Source organism: Gemmobacter lutimaris (genome assembly GCF_003570715.1).
GTDB classification, from domain to species: Bacteria; Pseudomonadota; Alphaproteobacteria; order Rhodobacterales; family Rhodobacteraceae; genus Gemmobacter; species Gemmobacter lutimaris.
The window spans coordinates 1-20,009 of sequence record NZ_QXXQ01000005.1 but is presented as its reverse complement, the minus strand read 5'-3'; the positions used below and the strand labels follow the sequence as shown (position 1 = coordinate 20,009).

The following is a 20,009-nucleotide window of genomic DNA, read 5'->3' as shown; positions in this document are numbered from 1 at the left end:
GGCCGACTTGGCCAGCACAGCCGAAATTCTTGCCCGCCGCGCCCGTCTTTTGGGGCCGAATGTGTCCACCTTTTACGACGAGCCGGTGCATCTGGTGCGCGGAGAGGGCGTTTGGGTCTGGGACGCCGAGGGGCGCAAGTATCTGGATTGCTACAATAATGTTCCGCATGTCGGCCATTGCCACCCCCATGTGGTCGAGGCGATCTGTCGGCAGGCCTCCACGCTGAACACCCATACACGCTATCTGCACGAGGGGGTGCTGGATTATGTCGAACGGCTGACGGGCACCTTTGAAGATGACCTTTCAACCGCGATCATGGTCTGCACCGGGTCCGAGGCCAATGACATCGCGCTGCGGATGGCCGAGGCGGTGACGGGCAAGCGGGGCATCATTGCGACCGACCACACCTATCACGGCAACACCACCGCCGTTTCGCAACTGTCGCGCACCAATATCCCGGCCACCGGCGATGGCAGCCATGTCCGCCACGTCCCCGCGCCCGACAGCTATCGCCCCCTGGGTGGAGAAGGTGGCGAAGCCCATGCCCAGGCTTTTGCCGCAGCAGTCCGCGCCGCCATCGACGATCTGGAAGCTTCGGGGCACGGCTTTGCCGGGATCATCCTCTGCCCTGCCTTCCTCAACGAAGGCTTTCCGATGCTGGAGCCGGGCTGGCTGGAGCCCGCCTTGGCCGAGGTTCGTGCGGCAGGCGGCATCTTCATCGCCGATGAGGTGCAGCCCGGTTTCGGCCGCAATGGCGAGCGGTTCTGGGGCCACCAGCGCATCGGCGCCGTGCCCGATGTGGTGACGATGGGCAAGCCCATGGGCAATGGCCACCCGGTCGCAGCCGTGGTGACGCGGCCCGACATCATGGCGGCATTTCGCAAATCCTTTCGGTATTTCAACACCTTTGGCGGCAATCCGGTGTCCGCCGCCGCAGCCTCTGCCGTGCTGGATGTGATCGAAACCGAAGGTTTGCAGGCCAATGCCAAGATGGTTGGGGCCTATGCCAAGGCCGGTTTGGAAAAACTGGCCGAAAAATACGACTGGATCGGCGATGTGCGTGGCTATGGGCTGTTTTTCGGGGCCGAGATGGTGACTGACCGCACCACCAAAGCCCCCTCGACCGCCTATACCGCCCGTGTCGCCAATGAAATGCGGCGGCGAGGCGTTCTGCTGAACCGGCTGGGCATCCATTACAACACCCTGAAAATCCGCCCGCCGATGCCGTTTTCCATCGCCAACGCCGACCACCTTCTGGGCCTTCTGGATGAAGTTCTGGGCGAGTTGGGGGCCCCCGATGCCTGATCTGGTTCGTCAGGCCTTGGCCGCATGGGGCCTGCAAGACTGCCCCGCTACCCTGATCGCCGCGCGGGAAAATCAGGTTTTCCGGGTGGAAACCCCCGACCGCACGCTGGTCCTGCGGCTTCATCGGATGGGCTATCGCAGTCAGGCAGAGCTGACCTCGGAACTTGACTGGATGGCCGAGCTGACCCGCGCCGGGGTGCCGGTGCCCCAACCTATTCCAACCCAAGCGGGCGCGCGCTGCATCGAGGTGCAGGGGCAGCTTGTGGACATGCTGACCTTTCTCGACGCCTCCCCCCTCATGGCCAATGGCCAGTGGAACGCGGCGGTGGATCCGACCGCTTGCGCCCGCCAGATCGGCGCGACCTTGGCGCGTTTGCATGACCTCTCTGACCGCTGGCAACAGCCCGCAAGCTTCACCCGCCCGCACTGGGATGCCGCGGGCCTGATCGGTGCCGCGCCGCTTTGGGACCGGTTCTGGGAAAACCCGAAACTGACCGCCGAACAGGCCAAACTCTTTGCCCATTTCAAAAGCCGCGCCGCCGAGCATCTCGCCCGGCTTGGCGCCGATCCCGACTACGGCCTGATCCATGCCGATGCGGTGCCAGAGAATGTTCTGGTGGATGCGAGCACGGTTTACCTCATCGACTTTGACGACGGTGGCTTTGGCTATCGCCTGTTCGATCTGGCCACCACCGCCAACAGGCTCGACCGGCACGACGCCACCGGCCACGCGAGCAATGCGTTTCTGACCGGATACATTGCGGTGCGTCCCGTTGATCTTGCCCCGCTTCCCCTGTTTCGCGCGTTGCGTGCCATGACTTACGTCGGCTGGGTCATTTCCCGGATGGATGAGTCCGGCGCTGCGGCCCGCGGCACCCGCTTTATCGCCGAGGCCGAAACGCGCGCCTTGGCCTATCTCGACTCCATTCAAGGAACACCCGCATGACGCAACTCGCTCCGCTTCCATCCGTCCCCACCAGCGCCGAAGTGGTCGTCATTGGCGGCGGAATCATCGGTGTTTCGACGCTCTACCACCTTGCGAAAAAGGGGGTGAGTTCGGCGGTTCTTGTGGAACGCAAGACCATCGCCTCGGGCACCACATGGCACGCGGCGGGCATTGTCGGCCAGCTGCGCGAAAGTGCCGGGCAGACCGAGCTTTCGCGTTATACCACCCGCCTGTTCACCGAACTTGAGGTCGAAACCGGACAGGCTACCGGCTACAAGCAGAACGGCACCCTGCATGTCGCGCTGTCCGACCTGCGGCAGGAACAGCTGCGCCGCAACCATGACCACGCGGGGCGGATGGGTATTGAAAGCCATCTCCTCAGCCCCGATCAGGTGCTGGAGAAATATCCGCATCTGCAAATCGACGACGTTCTTGGCGGTTTCTTCGTTCCCTCCAACGGGCAGGTGAACCCGCTGGACGTGACCCAAGCCATGGCCAAGGGCGCACGGGCGCGTGGCGCACAGGTTCTGGAACATACGGCGGCCACACGCATCCTGACCCGCAATGGCCGGGTTTGCGGCGTGGAGACCGACCGTGGCGTCATCGCCACCGAGAAGGTGCTGCTGGCGGGGGGCATGTGGACCTCGCGTTTCGCCGCAGCCCACGGCGTGACGGTGCCCCTGCATGCAACCGAGCATTTCTACATCGTCACCGAACCGCTTGAGGGCCTGTCGCGGAACATCCCCGGCCTGATCGTGGCCGAAGAACGGCTTTATACGAAGGAAGACGCGGGCAAACTTCTGATCGGCGGGTTTGAGGCGCAGGGCAAGGCGTGGGGCCGCGAGGGCATCCCGGCAAGCTTTGAGTTTGACGAATTGCCCTTCGACATGGACCACGTCTCTCCCATGCTGGAGCGCGCTTTCGCGCGGTTCCCGTTCCTCGAGACGACCGGTATCCATACCTTCTTCAACGGCCCGGAAAGCTTTACTCCAGATGGGCGTCCCTATCTGGGCCCGGCACCTGAAATGCCTGGGCTGTGGATTGCGGCGGGGATGAACTCGAACGGCATCCTGAACGGCGGCGGCTTTGGCCTGACCATGGCGGCATGGATGACCGACGGCATGCCGACCCGCGCTGTGGGGGCGATGCTGGCCGCCCGCGCCCATCCGTTCCAGATGAACCGCGCCTACAACGCCGAACGGGCCGAGGAATCCATCGGGTTCCATTACGGGCTGCAATGGCCGGGCCGCCAGATCACCTCGGCGCGGGGCATCCGGCGGGTTCCCCTGCATGACAAGCTGCTTGCCGAAGGCGCGGTGATGGCCGAACGCATCGGCTGGGAAATCCCGATGTATTTCGACGCCTCGGGCAAGGGCTGGTCCGACCGGCCAAGCCTTGGCTGGCAGGATTGGTCGCCCTTTGTGGCCGCCGAATCCAAGGCGGCGGCAGAGGCGGCGGTACTGATCGACCAGTCGATGTATGGCAAGATCATCGTGCAGGGACCGGATGCCGTGCGCGCGCTGAACCATGTGTCCGGCGCCGAGATGGATGTCGCCGTGGGCATCTCGGTCTACACCCAGTTCCTGAACGAAAAAGGCGGGATCGAGGCCGATGTGACCGTGACCCGCCTTCAGCCCGAACAGTTTCTAGTTGTCACCGGCCACCCCAGCCAGATCCGCGATCAGGCGCTGATCCGCGCCCACGCCAACCCCGACTGGCGGTTCGAGATTTTCGATGCCACTTCGGCCTATGGGCTGTTGACGATCCACGGCCCGAAATCGCGGGCGATCTTGCAGGCGATTTCTTCGGATGATCTGTCAAACACCGCCTTCCCCTTTGGCGCGGCACGCGAAATCGACCTTGGCCATGCCCGCGTCTGGGCAATCCGTCGGTCCTTCCTGGGCGAGCTTGGCTATGAGCTGCTGATGCCGACCGAGTTTTCCGCCCATGTCTACGAGGCGATGATGGCAGTGGGCAAACCCCAAGGCCTGCGCCTTGCCGGGATGTTCGCGCTGGGGGCCTGCCGGTTGGAAAAGGCCTTCCGCCACTTTGGCCATGACATTGGCGAAGAGGACACGCCCTATGAGACCGGGCTTGGCTTTGCGGTGAAACTCGACAAGCCCGATTTCGTGGGCAAGGCGACGCTGGCCAGACAAAAGGCCGAACAGGGGGCGGCCACCCATCACCGCACCGTGGCCATTCTGGTCGAAGGGGCCACGGCAGAGGCTGGCCCTTACCTCATGCACAACGAACCGATCTGGCGCGATGGCGAGATTGTCGGGCATGTCACCTCGGGCGGCTGGGGCTGGCGGCTGGGGGCAATGGTCGGTCTGGCTTCGCTGCACCGCGAGGCGGGGGTGAGCAAGGCATGGATCGAGGAGGGTGGCTTTACCGCCCAGATCGCCGGGACGCAGTATCCGATCCGGGTGCAATTGCAGCCCTTCCATGACCCGGAAGGCCGGATCATGCGGGGATAAGCCATGTCAGGGGAGGGAACCATGCAAAAGACCATTCTCGTGATCGGGACCTATGACACCAAAGACCCCGAACTGAACTTTGTCGCCGAGACCATTCAAAAGATGGGCGGCGCGGTGATCGAAATGGACGTCTCTGTGCTGGGCGATCCGTCGCGGCCGGTGACGATCTCAAAGCATGATGTCGCGGCGGCGGCGGGCAAGACCATTCAAGAGGCCATTGATGCGGGCGACGAAAACCACGCCATGCAAATCATGGCGCTGGGTGCATCGAAGCTGACGGCGCAACTTTACGCCGAAGGCCGCATCCATGGCATGATCGCCCTTGGCGGCACGATGGGGACGGACCTTGCGCTCGATTGCGCCCGTGCCCTGCCGGTGGGCGTGCCGAAGTATGTTGTGTCAACCGTGGCCTTCTCACCCCTGATTCCTCCCGACCGCCTGTCCGCGGATATCCAGATGATCCTCTGGGCAGGCGGACTCTACGGCCTGAACGACATCTGCATGGCAACGCTCAGTCAGGCCGCAGGTGCGGTTTACGGTGCGGCGCTGGCGGTTGTGCCGCCCAAGCCCGGCCAGCCGGTGATCGGCATGATGAGCTTCGGTTCATCGGCACTGAAATACATGGTTCACCTGCGTCAGCCGCTGGTCGATCGCGGCTTCTCGGTCGCCGTCTTCCACGGCACAGGCATGGGCGGCATGGCGATGGAAAGCCTGACCGAACAAGGTTATTTCGCTGCAGTTCTGGAACTCGCCGTGGCCGAGATCGGCAATATCATGGTCGGTTCCGCCGTCAACGCCGGGGCCAACCGGATGACCGCCGCCGCCCGCCGCGGCACACCGATCATCGCGGCGCCCGGTTTCGGCGACATGATCGACTTTCCGACCTGGGCGCCGGTGCCCGAACGGTTCCGCAACCGGCCCTATCACGCCCACAACCGACTGATCGCCTCGGCTTCGCTGACCGGCCCCGAACGCCGCGATCTGGCGCGCGAAGTCGCGCGGCGGCTGAAGCCTTCGACCGGCCCCGTCCATTTCGTGCTGCCGACGCAAGGTGTTCATGCCTGGGATACCGAAGGCATGCCCGCCCATGACCCCGACGCACTGGCCGAAATGGTGGAAGGCTATCGCGCCGAGATGACCGATCCGATCCAGCTTTCGGTTGTCGAGTGCCATATCAACGACCTCGCCTTCTCGACCCGCGTTCTGGAAATCATCGACGGCTGGATCGCTGACGGCACGATCCGTATGGACCGGCGCTAGCCCAATGGACCCGCGCTACGCCCCGCTGTTCGAACCCCTGAAGATTGGGCCCGTCACCGCTCCGAACCGGCTTGTCTCGATGCCCCACGCCATCGGACACAGCTACCTGATGCCGAATGGAGCCATCGGCATCCGCGAAACCCGGGCCGAGGGCGGCTGGGGCATCGTCGCCATGCAGTTGAGCGAGATCGACCCGACCTCGGACCTTTCCGGGCTGCCCTATGAGCGGCTCTGGGATGACGGCGACGTTCAGACCCATGCCCGGTCTGTCGCCCGCATCCATGCCCATGGCGCGCTGGCATCGATCGAACTTGGCCACACCGGCATCCGGTCGCGCGGGATATCCAATGGCTATCCGGCGATGGGCCCTTCGGTGCTGCCGATCCTGAAGCCGGACATGCCGCTGATGGCCAAGGCGATGGACAAATCCGATATCCGCGCCCTGCGGCAAAGCTTCCGGGCCGCAACGCGCCGGGCAAAACAGGCGGGATACGACATCGCCTATGTCTATGCCTCGCACGATGCCTCGATTCTGTGGCATTTCCTGTCGCCCGCCTACAACAGCCGGACCGACGAATACGGCGGCAGTTTCGAGAACCGTCTGCGCCTGTTCCGAGAGGTGCTGGAGGAGACAAAGGAAGAGGCAGGCAGCGACATGGCCGTCGCCGTGCGCTTTGCCGTTCACGAACTTTCCGGCCCCAAGCGCATATTGAACACCGGCGAGGGCCGTGCGGTCATCGAGGCTTTGACCGACCTGCCGGACCTGTGGGATGTGAATGTTTCAAGCTGGAGCCGCGACAGCGGCACGGCGCGCTACGACGCCGAAGGCTTCCAGGAAGAGTTCACCACCTTCGTCAAGCAGGTGACAGGCAAGCCGGTTCTCGGCGTCGGCCGTTTCACCTCGCCCGACGCGATGGTCAGCCAGATCCGGCGCGGAGTGCTGGACCTGATCGGCGTAGCGCGGCCGTCAATTGCCGACCCGTTCCTGCCGAAGAAGATCGCAGAGGGCCGGATCGAGGACATCCGCGAATGTATCGGCTGCAACGTCTGCGTCTCGGTCGAAACCATCGGGGTCGAGCTACGCTGCACGCAGAACCCGACCATCTCGGAAGAATGGCGCCGGGGCTGGCACCCCGAACGCGTCCCGACCGCCTCGACCTCAGACTCCGTCCTGATCGTCGGCTCCGGTCCTGCCGGGCTTGAGGCGGCACTGGTGCTGGCGCGCGCCGGGCATCAGGTGGCCGTCGCCGAACGCGACGAGGAATTCGGGGGGCGTAGTCGGCTGGAGGCCCGGATCAAGGGTCTTTCCTCCTGGTCGCGGGTCAAGGACTACCGGCTGTTCCAGTTGCAGCGCATGCCGAATGTCAGCCTGTTTCCGGGCAGCGACATGGACGCGGCGATGATCGCGGATTTCGGGGCTGACCACGTTCTTCTGGCAACCGGAGCGCGATGGCGAGCGGATGGCGTGGGCCGGACGCGACTGACCGAGATTCCGGGCTTTGCTGGCAATTCCCTGACGCCCGACGAACTGATGGCCGGGAGCCCGATCGACGGCCCAATCGTGATCTATGACGACGACCACTACTACATGGCAAACGCCCTTGCGGCCGATCTCGCAGCCAGGGGCCATGCTGTCCATCTTGTGTCGCCCCAGCCGACGATTGCACCGTGGATGGGTCACACACTCGAACAACCGCGGATGATCGCCGAACTTCTGGCGGCGGGTGTCCGGATGTCCCCGAACGCGACCGCTGTGGCATGGCAGGGCGACCGGCTGGCGCTCTGCCGTTCCGATACCGGAGAAGAGCTGGCCGTCATCCCGGCACGCACGCTCGTCATGGTTGGCACCCGCCTCCCCGATCCAGCGCTTTCAATCGCACTGGAACAACTGGGAGTGCGCCACAGGCTTCTGGGGGATGCGGAATGTCCCGGCACGATGCAGGGCGCGGTCTTCTCAGGCCATCGGCATGCACGGGAAATCCTTGGGGGAGAACCCGCCGACCGGATCTTCAGGCGAGAACGGCCGACGCTTTTCCTGTGACCAGATCCCACGTCCCAAAAACCGAAGGATTTTCGACATGACGCAGACAGACCGGCCGGTGGCCTTGGTGACAGGTGGAGGAAGCGGCATCGGAGCCGCCATCGCCCGAACACTCTCAAAGGACTACCTAGTGGTCGTCTGCGGTCGCCGGATCGAACCGCTGGAGATCGTGGCCCATGAGACAGACGGCGTTGCCTTGCAAGCTGACCTGTCGCAGCCCGAAGCATCGGCCGCTATCGTCCACCGGACGATCGACCGCTTCGGGCGGCTGGATGCGCTGGTGCTGAATGCGGGCATTGTCGAACCTGCGCCAGTGACAGACCTTCCGCTTGACAGCTGGCAGCGGCAGATCATGGTCAACCTGACGTCGCCCTTTCTGACGGCACAGGCAGCGCTTCCCTGCCTGGCGCAACAGAAAGGCGCAATCGTCGGCATCGCCTCGGCCGCGGCCCGGCATACCGGCGCGGGCCTCTCGGCCTACGGCGTTTCCAAGGCCGGCATGGTCCGGCTGATGCAGTCCATCGCGTTCGAGATGGCCGAGACCGGTGTGCGCGCGAATGCGGTATCTCCGGGCTGGGTCAGGACGGAAATGGGCGACATGGAAATGACGGCGCTTTGCGGCTCTCCCGATCAGGGTTACGCCCAGGCGACGCAGCACGTTCCTCAACGCAGGGCAGCCCAGCCTGACGAAATTGCGGCTGTGGTGCGTTTCCTGTTGTCACCAGCGGCATCCTTCATGACCGGGGCGAATGTCGAAGTCGATGGCGGAAGCAGCCTTGTCGATGCGGGTATGCTTGCATTCAATGGTGACTGATCACATCTGGCGATGTGTCCGCTGTGCACCGTTCACCACTATGACAGGTCGCAGGCGCGAAGATGATGAACCCGCAGAACTTGGGCCAACTTGATAACCGAGTCTCGCCGGAAACCCTGACCCGGTTCCTTCCGTGACTGAAGAGGCTTGGACCTGTTATCCGCAAGGCTGATAGCAAAGCCCGCCAGGACGGAGTGCTCCGACGGCGCATCGAAGGCAGGAAATCCGCCAGCCACACAAACCATTGATATAAAGGAAACCACCGGCTGCGATGCAGCCGGTGGTCATTTGGTCTGTGCCGGAATGGCCAATTTATTGTGGGTCAAACATCCGGCACCGAGAAACACCATAACTATGCGCACCGTGTCCAGCCCTCGATTCGAATCGAAATAAAATAACCGAACATCAATACCTTACGGTGTCCCTGACGAGCGCGAAACGCATAAGCTTGCGCAAGACACCATAAACCTACGCAACTTTTCCGACCGAAAAGTGATCCACTAAGCCCATGAACAAAAACAAAAAACCGCGCCGAAGCGCGGTTGTTTTCCCGGGTCTGGTCAGGCGTTCGGGTTACGAGATCGTAATCTGGAACGGCTTGTCCGGCCGGAACATGGTCTCATAGCCGGGATGCGTGAACGGGGTCGCCAAGGCGTTCACGTTGGCTTTTCCAGCCCAGAAGTCCACGTAGTGGTCCCTAGTCAAGGCGGTCGATCCTGAAACTCGCGCGTTGGCGATCGACGCGATGGTCATCTTGATCAGCGTCCCCCACCTCATGGCGGACGCGACCGCCAAGCGGCGGTAAAAGTCTTCCGACATCAAGTCCTCATCGACCTCCAGGCCATTTTCCAGGGTGTAGCTTCCCACGATCTCGTGGATCACTTCGAGATCATCGGGCAGGTCGATCCCCTCGAAATGGACATGCGTCACCTTGTTTTGGGTCTGGTCGAGAGCGCGCAGGTGATCAGCGAGCTCGGGCACGCCCGACATGATCAACATCAGGGGCCATCCCCTTGATTTAATGAGCGACTTGAAGTTGTCGAGGATCATTTCCCGGTCGTTATCGGACTTCCCGGCGAAGATGTGCTGGGCCTCATCGAAATGAATCCCGATGATACCTTGGGCTTCGGCCTGATGGGCGACCCGTGCCCAGATATCGGTCTGGGTCAGACGCGCGTTATCAGACAGGTGGTATCCCATCGCCTTCAAGGTCCGCCGCCCGAGGTCCTTCCACCCGCCGGCCCGGCTCAAGTCGCACTGGGCGATGCGGGCGGGGGTCCCGGTCAGCAGCGGAACCTGTTCCGCATGGAGCAGCTTCAGAACCTCGTTCGTTTCCCGGGTCTTCCCAGACTCGCTCAGCCCGGTGACCAGAAGGACCTCCCCTTCGAACCACTGACCGCTGTTCAGGTTCCCAATATGACGGCTGAAGACCTCGCTGAACGTGGCCCGGAGCTTTTCACCGCGGCTAAGCGGGAAATACCTGCCGGTATTCAGGGCGGCGGTTTCGGCGATCTGCGGGTTGAAGAGGCGGGTCATAGTTTACTGTCCTTGATTGGCGTGAAGGTTTTTCCGGTGGGCCGAGAGTTCTGGTCCTTGGGCGGCGGTTTCGCGTTACTCGCGACAGAACGCTCACCGACCTTGAATGCCGGGGTGAGACCGGTCCGGTCCGTGAGGAGACCGGCACGCGCCGTCGGTCCGGTCTCCCCCTTCGGGCGAAATGAAACCTGAGCGAGCCGGTCCGCACGGCGTCTAAGCTCATTCATATTCAGATAGTTAGACGGGTCTCGCGTATCGGGGAAATATCCCGACTCCCGGGCCCGCCGCGCCCGGGCTTCTTTAAGGTGGGCGTTATGAAGTTCCTGCGCCTTGGGGTCGCGTCGGCAGGCCTCTTCCATGAGTTCGATCGCCTCTTCGAGGGTCAAGTCCGCGAAGGCCGTCATGGAAAGGTCAACCTCGATGATATCGGCGTGCCCTTTGGCCGATACATAGGCGTGCCTCAGGTCGTCTGGGTCCAGGTGGACGGTCACTTTGCGTGAGGCCCCGCCCGTGAAATTCAGAAGCGCACCCGAGTTGAAAGGAATGTTGAAGGCCTTGACGCCGTTCGACGTCGTCGTGGCGTTCACTTTGACCCCAAGGTGCAGACAACGCTCCCGTTGGGTGGGCGGGTCTAACTGGCGGTAGTTCTTTGCGATATCCAACATCTTTTCCCAAGGCGTCGCCCCGAACATCCCGACCCCGAAGTGCGGAGTGTGGGAATACTCGTCGACAAAGTACCTGGTGATCTGGCCGTAGAATTCGTTATGGGTTACCGCCACGGATCCCTTGGGGTCGTAGTCCTTCAGTTCACCCGGCCGGCTGCCCGTGTACCCAGGCAGGAAATTCAGAACGGCCCATTGCGAGGTCCCAAAGATCCTTTCCACGTGGGGCTTGTCGATCGAGTGATAGGAACGCCCCGGGATGAGCGTCATGCCCGCCCCGAGTTGAGCACCATAAACTGGACCATTCCGGGTCGCCGCACCGTTATCAGCCTCGAACTTCATCATGCGGACCGGTGGTGCCGGATCCTTGATGCAGTCATAGCGGACCTTCTCACGGGTCTTGTCGCGCGTGGCCATCCGCAGGAGGGCCTGCGTATGATCGGCATCAGCGGACTTCGCGATGACCCAGGCCAAAGGCAGGCGGGTCGCGATGTCGATCATGACGTGCAGCCAGAGGCGGCAGATTTCATCCGACTCCAACTCAGAAGGAACCTTCTTGGGGTCGAGGCGTCTTGCTTGCACGGTGCCGCCAGTATCGGTGAACAGCGACAGATAAACCTGATCGACCTGAACATCTTCGCCATAATAAAGAGCGCGAATATCAGTGGTCCCGGCCCCTATTCTGTTCCGGGCGTACTGCCATCCATTCCTGCCGCCCTCTTCAACGAATTTAGAAATCGCCCTGATCCGGGTCCGAATAGTCGTCAACGACGGAAACTTGAAACCTGCCGCGACATCCTTGGGCGGGATATGGAAGGTGGAATTTGCCAGCTTCAAAAGTTCGGCCAGTTTGAACTGGCGCGGGTCTTGCCTGAGAGCCAAGACATGCTCGATATAGATTTCCTGGAGTGGACTGAGACGCTGATTGCGATTTCCCTTCATATGTTCACGTTCCATCAAGACGATCGGATTCTCGCCGAACTCGTGATACGTGGAGTGATATTTCTTCAGAGTCCGGCCTTCGGGAACATTAAATGTGAGCGTGACGCGCCCGCCTCTCAGGGGGCCGGAGAACACATCTGCCCCATGGATTTCTGCGGCCCTTTTCAGAAGGACTGTTCGAAGGGCACCTCCCGTATTTATGCTCCGCTGGGTGACCTTTTTCCCTTCGGCTTCCAGCGCGTCGATCGCGAGGACGATGGAGAGGCGGTACCGAACGTCACGTTGTTGTTCTTCGGAAAGCTGTTCGAAGACCTCAAGGCCACCGGTGAACCGAAGAAGCGCATCGCGCTTTTCAATGTCTTTCGGCGGGATAACCTCGCAGTTGCGATCCTTGATCGTTTGGTCAACACGCTGAAACGAAAACGTCAGGCATTCGCCGTCTTCCACCCCCTCGACGGCATAACCGTTTTCCCCTCTCCCCGTGACCAGCCAGTCGCGCCCATCGAGAAGGAGGCGCGATCCGGTCGGGACACGGTAAAGGGGAACATAACTCATTCAGGCAGCCGCACGCGGGAGTGGATGCTGATGACCGAATACCAGTCAGCGGCGAGGTGGCCGCGACCGATCAAGCGCAGGGCGGCGTCGAACGCGCGCGGCGACGGAAGGCCCGAGTTCCGGATCAGATCTTTCAGTAACCAGTAGTTCGTCGTGCGTGCGGTCTCCTGAACCAGTTCGTCTGCCTCCCTGTCCGTCCTCTGACAGGCGTCGTAGGCCCGGAACAGGTTATCGCGGTACGGTCTGGTAAATTGGTCACCGTTGACCACTATCGCGTCGTCCGCGAAGTCCGTAGGGATCGCGTTGAAGATGGCGTCGATCTCGGCCTTGGTTTTCGGTTTCGTCAGGCTGTGGCCGTTCCGGACGAAAACAGCCCGCCGGAACCCGTCCTCGAAGGTGACGCGCAAATCGAAGTGATGCTCGCGCGGCTTCTTCCGGCCGGGCCAGGGATAAAGAATCGGCGGAAGCTGGACCTCGATCCCGTAGACGGTGGGATCGAGCAGGATGTCGAGGGTCGCCGACCATTCGGTCAGTGCCTCGAAGAGGTAGACCTTGGGGGTTCCCCCAGTGGCCCGCGTCGCGAAGGTGGCGGCGACCCTGCGCGCGACGGTGCTACGCGTCAGGGGGTTCCGGTGACCGGAATAGGGCAGAACCCCGTGAATCTCGGGGATCTTCAGCGCCGGCTGTTTCCCAGTGGGGCTGCGGCGTACTTCTTCCTCAAGGAAGATGGACATGACTCTCTCCCGTCCGGAAAGCTCTCCTTTCCGGATTTTTCTGTGTTTTTGTCTTGAGAGCCCGATGATCGCGCTTGTCTGGACCGTTGGTGGTCTCTATTTTGACAAGAGAACTGGGGCGATCAGGCCCCCGACTTCCCGGGCGCGCCATTGGCGCGCCCATTTTTCTGTCGTGGTAGTCCCGTTCTGTCGGCCTCCTATCTGGCGCTGATGTTCAACTCACTGGGTACCGTAAGACTCATGCCGACGGACTCGGCGGACCTAACTGGCCTTGATGTATGGAGTCAACACACGGAAATATAAGAGAAAAAACCCCATTCAGTTTTTCGCATCCTCTGTGAAACCGGGCCGTTCCGATCCTCCTCAAAGTCAGTTCAGACCAGATCAAACTATTCCAGAAACAGCCCTCGCGGAACGGCCCCGCCGTTGATAGTTGGGGAGCGAGTGTGTCGTTAACTCATCAACCGTTCTGCGTCTGGCCCGTTGTGGCGGGAGAGCCTATGCTGAGAGGCGGATAAACCTTGGGACAGGACCACGGATGCAGGACCGGTACGCTGGTGACGTTGGAGACTTCGTGAAACTGGGGCTCCTGCGCGCCATCGCCCCCGGGCGCACGCTCGGGGTGGCCTGGTACCGGTACCCGGATGAAGACCACAACGCTGACGGTCGTCATACAGACTATCTTCGGGACCGGAACCAGAAGCTCGCGCAGCTTGACCCGGAACTCTTCGAACATCTGAACGGCGTGGTCCGGACAGCGCGATCGATCCGGTCCCTCCTGCCGGTCCTCGGTGACGCCCGGTCCTCGGATGAGGCGCTGGACGTCGTGAAGGTACCGGTCCAGAGGCGCCGGTCATGGCGCGCATCTTGGTTCGACCGGGTGATGGGTGACCTGGAAGGGTGCGATCTGGTCTTCGCGGACCCGGATAACGGGCTGACAGATGACGATGATCGCCGGAAAGGGCGGGCGACCTTCGGGAAGTCGATGCCGATCTCGGAGGCGCTGCGGCTCAGCGAGGGCCGGGCCGCCGTGATCTACCACCACAACACCCGCCGGGCCGGCGGACACGATGCTGAGGTTGATCACTGGATGTCGGTCCTTGGCGCCCCGTGCCTCGCGGTGCGGGCACGAGCCTACAATTGTCGGACCTTCTTCATCGTGAACCCGGATCAGCGCATGGAGGACGATGTCCGTCGTTTCTGTGACCGGTGGTCCATCCTGAAGGTTTCACTGCACACTTCACGGTAGACAGTCAGCGCGAAGTCCGGTTCGCTGTGTCTATTGGGTCGGTGCAACCGCCCCACGTTATCAGGCCCGGTATCCTGATGATGAATTTCAGATCAGGATTGTAGGCCTGTCGGGAGGAGAGGCATCCTACCCGCTCCATCAAGGTGAAGAAGGAGGAGCGCGCCCATGTCCGGTCCAGATGACCCCGCAGCGAACAAGGGACACCCTCTGACCGGACCGGATGATGGGAACCCGGCGTCTGATCCGCGCCCAGCCGTGCCAGACGATAATCGCTTTGCAGCGGCCTTCGTAGCCGCGCGCGGGACCGTTTCGCCTGAGCTTGACCTTAACGGCATGCTGGATGAACCGCTCATCACGGGTCAGGATGGTGATACGGGGTATCGGCGCGCGGGTTCCTAAGCGGACCGGTTTCACCGTCACACACCATAGAATCGAATCAGGATCCGCCCATCGGCAGTCTCGCTGCCACTTCGTCGACGCGCTGCTGCGGCTCGATCAGACCCCTCTTGGGACCGAGAGACGGGATGCGAAAAACATCTTCGGCCGGCGCGGAATGACCTGTAGGCGCTGAACAAACTGGGCCGTTCGTCTCTTGCGAAAAAAATGGTGTTTTTTCGTTTATCATCAATGCGTTGAGCGCCATCGAATCCATCTGGAAGATGATGTCTGTCTCGTGTATCCCAAGAGTGTACAGGAGAACAAAATGAGACCACGCCTCACCCCTGACGGACGCTGATCCGTCGTCTGACCGGCCCGGTCCCGGCCATTCGGTCCGGGCCCTGACGCCTCGATCAACTCATCACACCCCGCACAAACGAGAACGCGCATTTGCGCGACCGATATCCTTTACCCTCGAGGAGCCCACCATGACGAAACCACCGCCTAACCCACAAGACCCACCTCCCGGAGCCGACGTGATCGAGGGGCTGCCGCCCCTGCCGGGGTTGCACGAGGCCTTGGCCTACATCGCCAAGGGTAACCCGCCTGCGCCCGTCGTGAAGCTGGACCCGGGGCTCGAGGGCGACGATGACGACGATCTCGAGCTGGGTGCGCTGGATGAAGCGGATGATCCGGTTTCGGAGTTTCGGCCTGATCCCTCGGAGATGCTGATGGCCTTGATGATCCTCCGGATCTATGGGGCCGCGGCGTCCTGCGATCAGCCGCTCAGGCCGGAGCCCGGGCTTCTGTCGACGGTCATCATTTCCGGTCCGGAGGACCGCCGGCGCTTCGCCCAGATCCTGCCGGATCTGCCCATCGTCCGCCCGAAGGGCGCACAAGCGCCTGTCGTCGCCATCGAAGACGGCTCCACGGTCGACCGGTCGATCAAGGAACTCACCCACCGCGTCGAGGGGCTGGTCGAGCGGGGTAAGCCGGTGATCGTCGGGACGTCTCGGCCAGAACGCCTCCCGGCGGAGCTGCTCGCGCTCGAGTCCGTGCGGGTCATTCTGCCGCCCGTGGACCGGCGGATGCTGGGGGCCTTGCTGGAGGTGCTGCACCCGACCCAGCAGATTCTGATTCCCATGGACGATGCGGATCTGGCGCTGGTGCCGGCGATCCACCTTGCGCCCGTCTTCGCGGCGGAAACCGCCGATCAAGCAGCGGACCGCCTGCGCCGCATCGCGGTCAAGCGCCCAGCGGTTTCCGCCGGCCCGACGCTGGACGACGTGCACGGCCAGCCGGAAGCCGTCGCCGCGCTCCGCCAGGTCGTGCGCGATCTTCAGGAGTGGCGCGCAGGCCGACTTGAATGGAGCGAGGTGACAAAATCGTTCCTGCTGGTGGGACCACCCGGGACCGGAAAAACGATGCTCGCACAAGCCCTTGCGGGAAGTTCCGGGATCACTTTTGTCAAGACGAGTTACTCTGACTGCCAAAAAATGGGACATCAAGGTGATTTTTTGCGCGAGCTGAACGCCTCCGCGGATCGCGCGCAAGCTGGCGCGCCGGCGGAGTGGTTCGTGGATGAGATCGACTCTTTTCATCATCGTGGTCAGTCGACAACCGGGTACATGGTGGGGGTCGTGAACGGATTCCTGACGACCTTGGACCGGCTCTCTGCCACTGAAGGTGTCATCCTTGTCGCCGCTACAAACGATGTCGCCCGGATCGATCCCGCGGTGATCCGGGCCGGGCGCTTCGACAAGCATATCCGGGTCAATCCGCCGGACCGAGGCGGCGTGCGGACATTCCTCTCGTCCGCCCTCGTGGGGATGATGACGGAGGATCATCTGGATCGCCTCGCGGACCAGATGATGGGGCGGACGGGGGCAGAACTCACCGCGCTTGTCCGGGATGCGCGGACCCGGGCGCGTGCCGAGGGGAAGCCTTTCTCTGCTGACCACGTCCAGGCGGCCGCCGATGCCGTCCAGCCCCCGCTCGACCCCGATCTGATGTGGCGGGTCTGCCTCCATGAGGCCGGGCACCTTGTCGCCGGCGCCGTTTTTGGGCTCCCGGCCGCCACCTCCGCGCGCGTGACCCCGACCGGCGGAGAGGTCTTGCGACCAGGTAAGCCGAGCCACACGCGCGAGAGCATACGGGCATACCAGTGCGCCGTCCTTGCCGGCCGGGCCGCCGAGGAGGTTCTGCTGGGCGACATCTCCTCCGGCGGCGGAACCGGGGCTACAAGCGACCTGGCGCAAGCGACCCGGCTCGCGATGGAGGCGGAATTCGTGTTGGGCTTCGGCCCGACGCTGACCTGGGTGCCGCTCGAAACGCCCTATTTCTTGCTCCCGGAGGCGCTGCGCCAGCGGATCGAAGCCTCTCTTCAGGTGGCGCAGACCGAGGCGCGGGCCGCGATGGACCGGCACCGTACCGCCGTCGAGCGGGTCGCCGGGGCCCTGTCCGAGCGGAGGGAACTGGACGCGGGCCTGATCGCCGATCTCCTGTCCGATATCGTTCAGGAGCCGGTCCGTGCCGAAGGCCTCACGTCGGCGGGGGTGGAGTGATGATCCCGGGCCGCGGGGGTGCGCCCCCTGCGGTCCGGCTGGCGTGTCGTACCGGTGTCGGAGCAGGACCCCATGAAGATCAAGATACGCCCGAGGCTGAACGCTGAAATGGTCGACGCCGCCCGCCGCTTGGGGCTCGATCTGTCCCTGATCGTGGAGGAAGCCCTGGTCCGGGAAATCGAGGCGGAACGCCGCCGGCATCAGGTGGACCAGGACCGCGAAGGCGGTGCCGGGACCGGGTCCAGCACCACCGAGACGTAAAAGAACGGGTGCCGGTTCACGCCGCGCACCCTCCCGGATACCGACGACCAGACCCGGTTCGACCACTCACGCGACGTGACGCGACCGGGATTTTCCATTACACTTCAACTAGGAGATCATCTTGTCAGACCTGTTCAAAATCCGAGCCGCAGCGAAAGCCCGCTCCCGCGAAAGGGACGAGGAGCGGCTGCGTCGGGGCGAGGTTACCCCGTCCCAGCTCCAGCAGGAGAATCTGGTGTTCCGTGGCTTCCGAAAGGGCGAGATCGGCCTGCCGGCGAAATACATGAAGAAGATCAAGAAGCGGTCCGAGGACAAGGACGAGACGTAGGCGCTGGTCGAATGCGCGGCCGTGAATAGCCGACGGTCTCATCCAGAAAGTAGCCCACTGTCAAAACAGGAGGCTTTGGCGCGTACCCGCGATTAAGGCCCCTACTTGTTTTCCGATCATCTTTGAAACAAGCTTTAACTTCATATGGCGGAAAGGGTGGGGAGTGACAGGGTACAATCACTATCCGTGGTGTTCTTGCGGCTGGTGCACCGGCGGTGGCGGTGGGCGCTTCCAGTTCTCAGCGGTCGATTCTGCTAGAAACCGGCTCAAGTCCCATAGTGTAAGCGGTTTCACGTCCTGTTTCGTCAACCCAAACGCACGCTGCCCGGTTTGCGGGCAGTCCGTTTTCTTCTACGCGAACAGTTATGGAAGTCGTGTTTATTTCAACGAACTGGGCCCCCCGTGGCCCAAACATGAGTGTACCGATAACACTCAACCTTCCAGCTCAGGTCGTTTTACAGGGCCAACGCGGCGGTCAACCAGCCAGATACACGAGATTATAGAAGCAGATCGGGGCGCAGGTACATTCTTTGTAAGCTCACGAGCTCATAAATACTCAGAATGGACCTTACATATCGTCGTTGAGGCGGTATTTGAAAAAGGTAGGCTATGGATAGCTACGGAAAGCGTATCTTCGCCCGAAATAACCAGATCGAACTTTTCAATATATTCAAAAGAAAAGGTTCTCGATGAAGGTGATTTGCTCAGCGCGCGTGGAGATGTCTTTTCGTTTGTTCGACGCGACACTTTAGAGCATATAGAAGTCGTCGACGGTCAGGTCGTAGAAAAGATCGCGGAACAGGACGAAGTAGAACCCGATCCTAACGAAATCCCAAATAGCAAATACGAGCTTCGAGATTCCGAACGACATCACTTCCAAAGTGCGACACTATCCCTGAAAGAGCTTGTCGCTCAATACAGGGACATCCTATTCTCTCTCGCAAGTCGTAACATTGTCGGACCAAAGCTCGTCTCGCATTATTTGAATGCATCTAGCAGAAGAACAGCCAGCGGAGCGTCATGGACACCCCGACTAGCATTTTTTTTGATCGCACTGACCGAGGCGCCCACCGAAAAATCACCAATCGTCCGGCCACGGCGGCAGAGATCACAAAATCAGCCGTCTCGCTCTCCTTCAACAAGTCCTCAAAAATCTAAAAAAACTAAGAAACCTCGGGAAGCGAGAAGCACCCCGAATGTGCAGAGGGTACTACCTGTCCCGGTCGACCCGGTCCCAGTTGCAGATCTTCCGAAGCTTCAACAGGATCTTGATAAATTTGACGCGCTGATGCTTCGGCTTCAGCAAGAGAGGGAATATGCGTGGTTTTCGGAGAAAAAGAGACAAGCGATAACGCAACAATTCCACAGTGTGAAAAAAAAGCGTGACCAGCTCTGGCAGAACATCGAACGTCTAAAAAGAATGTGAAGTGTGATCTCTGATTCTCTAGCGCCAGCTGATCGAATAGAGCCCAGAGCAGGGCGGATACGATCGCCTTACTTTGCCGCCCATAGAACGGCGTACCAATCTTCGGGCGCCAAATTTGGTTCTCGGGACACCGGGAGCTCTTCGGTGCAGATACAGGCCCGCAACAGGTTCCCGGGTTGACGCAAGTCCTTCACGAGGGCCGTTCTTAGGCGATGGGCCGCGACATAGGAAATCTCGTACCGGTGGGCGAGCCCATGCCCGGTCAGATTTTCCTCTTCCAGCCCCTTCGCGTAGGCGGTGATGACATCGCTGGCGGCGATGAACCATGTCCTGAGATCGAGCCGTGACCGGTGCATGGTCGTTCCCGCCGTCACCGAAAACTGCGTCCGGCATTGGCGGCACTTGTATCGACCCAGTGAAAATCTGCTCATGCTACAATGGAGAAGGTAGCGATGAGTGTGACGATGGACGACAGCATCAAGCGGTGGACTGCGAAGCGTAAGACGGCGCTGGTGGTCGAGATCATTCAG

At 61.7% G+C, this 20,009-nt stretch carries 15 protein-coding genes; 11 read left to right on the top strand and 4 right to left on the bottom strand.

Annotated features, from left to right (window positions below):
* The first annotated feature begins 7 nt into the window (after positions 1-7).
* Genes D2N39_RS10355 through D2N39_RS10330 form a run of 6 tightly spaced genes read left to right on the top strand, consistent with a single transcriptional unit; the run spans position 8 to position 8,844 of the window.
* Positions 8-1,306 (top strand): aminotransferase class III-fold pyridoxal phosphate-dependent enzyme, encoded by a 1,299-nt coding sequence (locus D2N39_RS10355; RefSeq protein WP_119134977.1) that lies wholly within the window; start codon positions 8-10, stop codon positions 1,304-1,306.
* Positions 1,299-2,252, top strand: coding sequence for a phosphotransferase enzyme family protein (locus D2N39_RS10350; protein WP_119134717.1), 954 nt, complete (start codon positions 1,299-1,301; stop codon positions 2,250-2,252). The genes D2N39_RS10355 and D2N39_RS10350 overlap by 8 nt, the downstream gene beginning before the upstream one ends.
* Positions 2,249-4,729: an FAD-dependent oxidoreductase gene (locus D2N39_RS10345; RefSeq protein WP_119134716.1), complete on the top strand. Its 2,481-nt coding sequence runs from the start codon at positions 2,249-2,251 to the stop codon at positions 4,727-4,729. The genes D2N39_RS10350 and D2N39_RS10345 overlap by 4 nt, the downstream gene beginning before the upstream one ends.
* Positions 4,730-4,750: 21 nt before the next feature.
* Positions 4,751-5,989 carry a Tm-1-like ATP-binding domain-containing protein gene (locus tag D2N39_RS10340; protein ID WP_119134715.1) on the top strand — a complete coding sequence of 413 codons (1,239 nt, stop codon included), beginning with the start codon at positions 4,751-4,753 and terminating at the stop codon, positions 5,987-5,989.
* Positions 5,990-5,993: 4 nt separating this feature from the next.
* Entirely contained in the window at positions 5,994-8,030 is a 2,037-nt protein-coding gene (locus D2N39_RS10335) for an oxidoreductase (protein WP_119134714.1), read from the top strand.
* A 37-nt stretch (positions 8,031-8,067) separates the two neighbouring features.
* A complete protein-coding gene (locus tag D2N39_RS10330; RefSeq protein ID WP_119134713.1) occupies positions 8,068-8,844 on the top strand; it encodes an SDR family NAD(P)-dependent oxidoreductase in 777 nt (258 codons plus the stop codon).
* Between the two features lie 573 nt (positions 8,845-9,417).
* Here D2N39_RS10330 and D2N39_RS10325 read toward each other — a convergent pair.
* From D2N39_RS10325 to D2N39_RS10315, 3 genes are read right to left on the bottom strand one after another with little or no spacing between them, the layout of a single operon-like run.
* Positions 9,418-10,380, bottom strand: coding sequence for an ATP-binding protein (locus D2N39_RS10325; RefSeq protein ID WP_119134712.1), 963 nt, complete (start codon positions 10,378-10,380; stop codon positions 9,418-9,420).
* The gene (locus D2N39_RS10320; protein WP_119134711.1) at positions 10,377-12,539 is read right to left on the bottom strand and encodes an integrase catalytic domain-containing protein; all 2,163 of its coding nucleotides are present in this window, start codon (positions 12,537-12,539) and stop codon (positions 10,377-10,379) included. Before D2N39_RS10320 ends, D2N39_RS10325 begins: the two co-directional genes overlap by 4 nt.
* Complete coding sequence (locus D2N39_RS10315; protein WP_233557112.1) at positions 12,536-13,273, bottom strand: hypothetical protein; 738 nt, start codon at positions 13,271-13,273, stop codon at positions 12,536-12,538. The genes D2N39_RS10320 and D2N39_RS10315 overlap by 4 nt, the downstream gene beginning before the upstream one ends.
* A gap of 574 nt (positions 13,274-13,847) precedes the next feature.
* Between D2N39_RS10315 and D2N39_RS10310 the strand changes: the two genes are divergently transcribed.
* From D2N39_RS10310 to D2N39_RS22665, 5 genes are all read left to right on the top strand, one after another.
* Entirely contained in the window at positions 13,848-14,522 is a 675-nt protein-coding gene (locus D2N39_RS10310; RefSeq protein ID WP_147373466.1) for a hypothetical protein, read from the top strand.
* A gap of 866 nt (positions 14,523-15,388) precedes the next feature.
* Positions 15,389-17,464, top strand: coding sequence for an AAA family ATPase (locus D2N39_RS10305; protein WP_119134709.1), 2,076 nt, complete (start codon positions 15,389-15,391; stop codon positions 17,462-17,464).
* A 72-nt stretch (positions 17,465-17,536) separates the two neighbouring features.
* Positions 17,537-17,725 (top strand): type II toxin-antitoxin system CcdA family antitoxin, encoded by a 189-nt coding sequence (locus D2N39_RS10300; RefSeq protein WP_119134708.1) that lies wholly within the window; start codon positions 17,537-17,539, stop codon positions 17,723-17,725.
* A 121-nt stretch (positions 17,726-17,846) separates the two neighbouring features.
* A complete protein-coding gene (locus D2N39_RS10295; RefSeq protein WP_119134707.1) occupies positions 17,847-18,053 on the top strand; it encodes a hypothetical protein in 207 nt (68 codons plus the stop codon).
* Between the two features lie 700 nt (positions 18,054-18,753).
* Positions 18,754-19,479, top strand: a complete 726-nt coding sequence (locus tag D2N39_RS22665) for a hypothetical protein (RefSeq protein ID WP_147373465.1) — start codon at positions 18,754-18,756, stop codon at positions 19,477-19,479.
* A 68-nt stretch (positions 19,480-19,547) separates the two neighbouring features.
* Here D2N39_RS22665 and D2N39_RS10290 read toward each other — a convergent pair whose 3' ends face one another.
* Complete coding sequence (locus tag D2N39_RS10290; protein ID WP_119134706.1) at positions 19,548-19,835, bottom strand: hypothetical protein; 288 nt, start codon at positions 19,833-19,835, stop codon at positions 19,548-19,550.
* Positions 19,836-20,009: the final 174 nt, after the last annotated feature.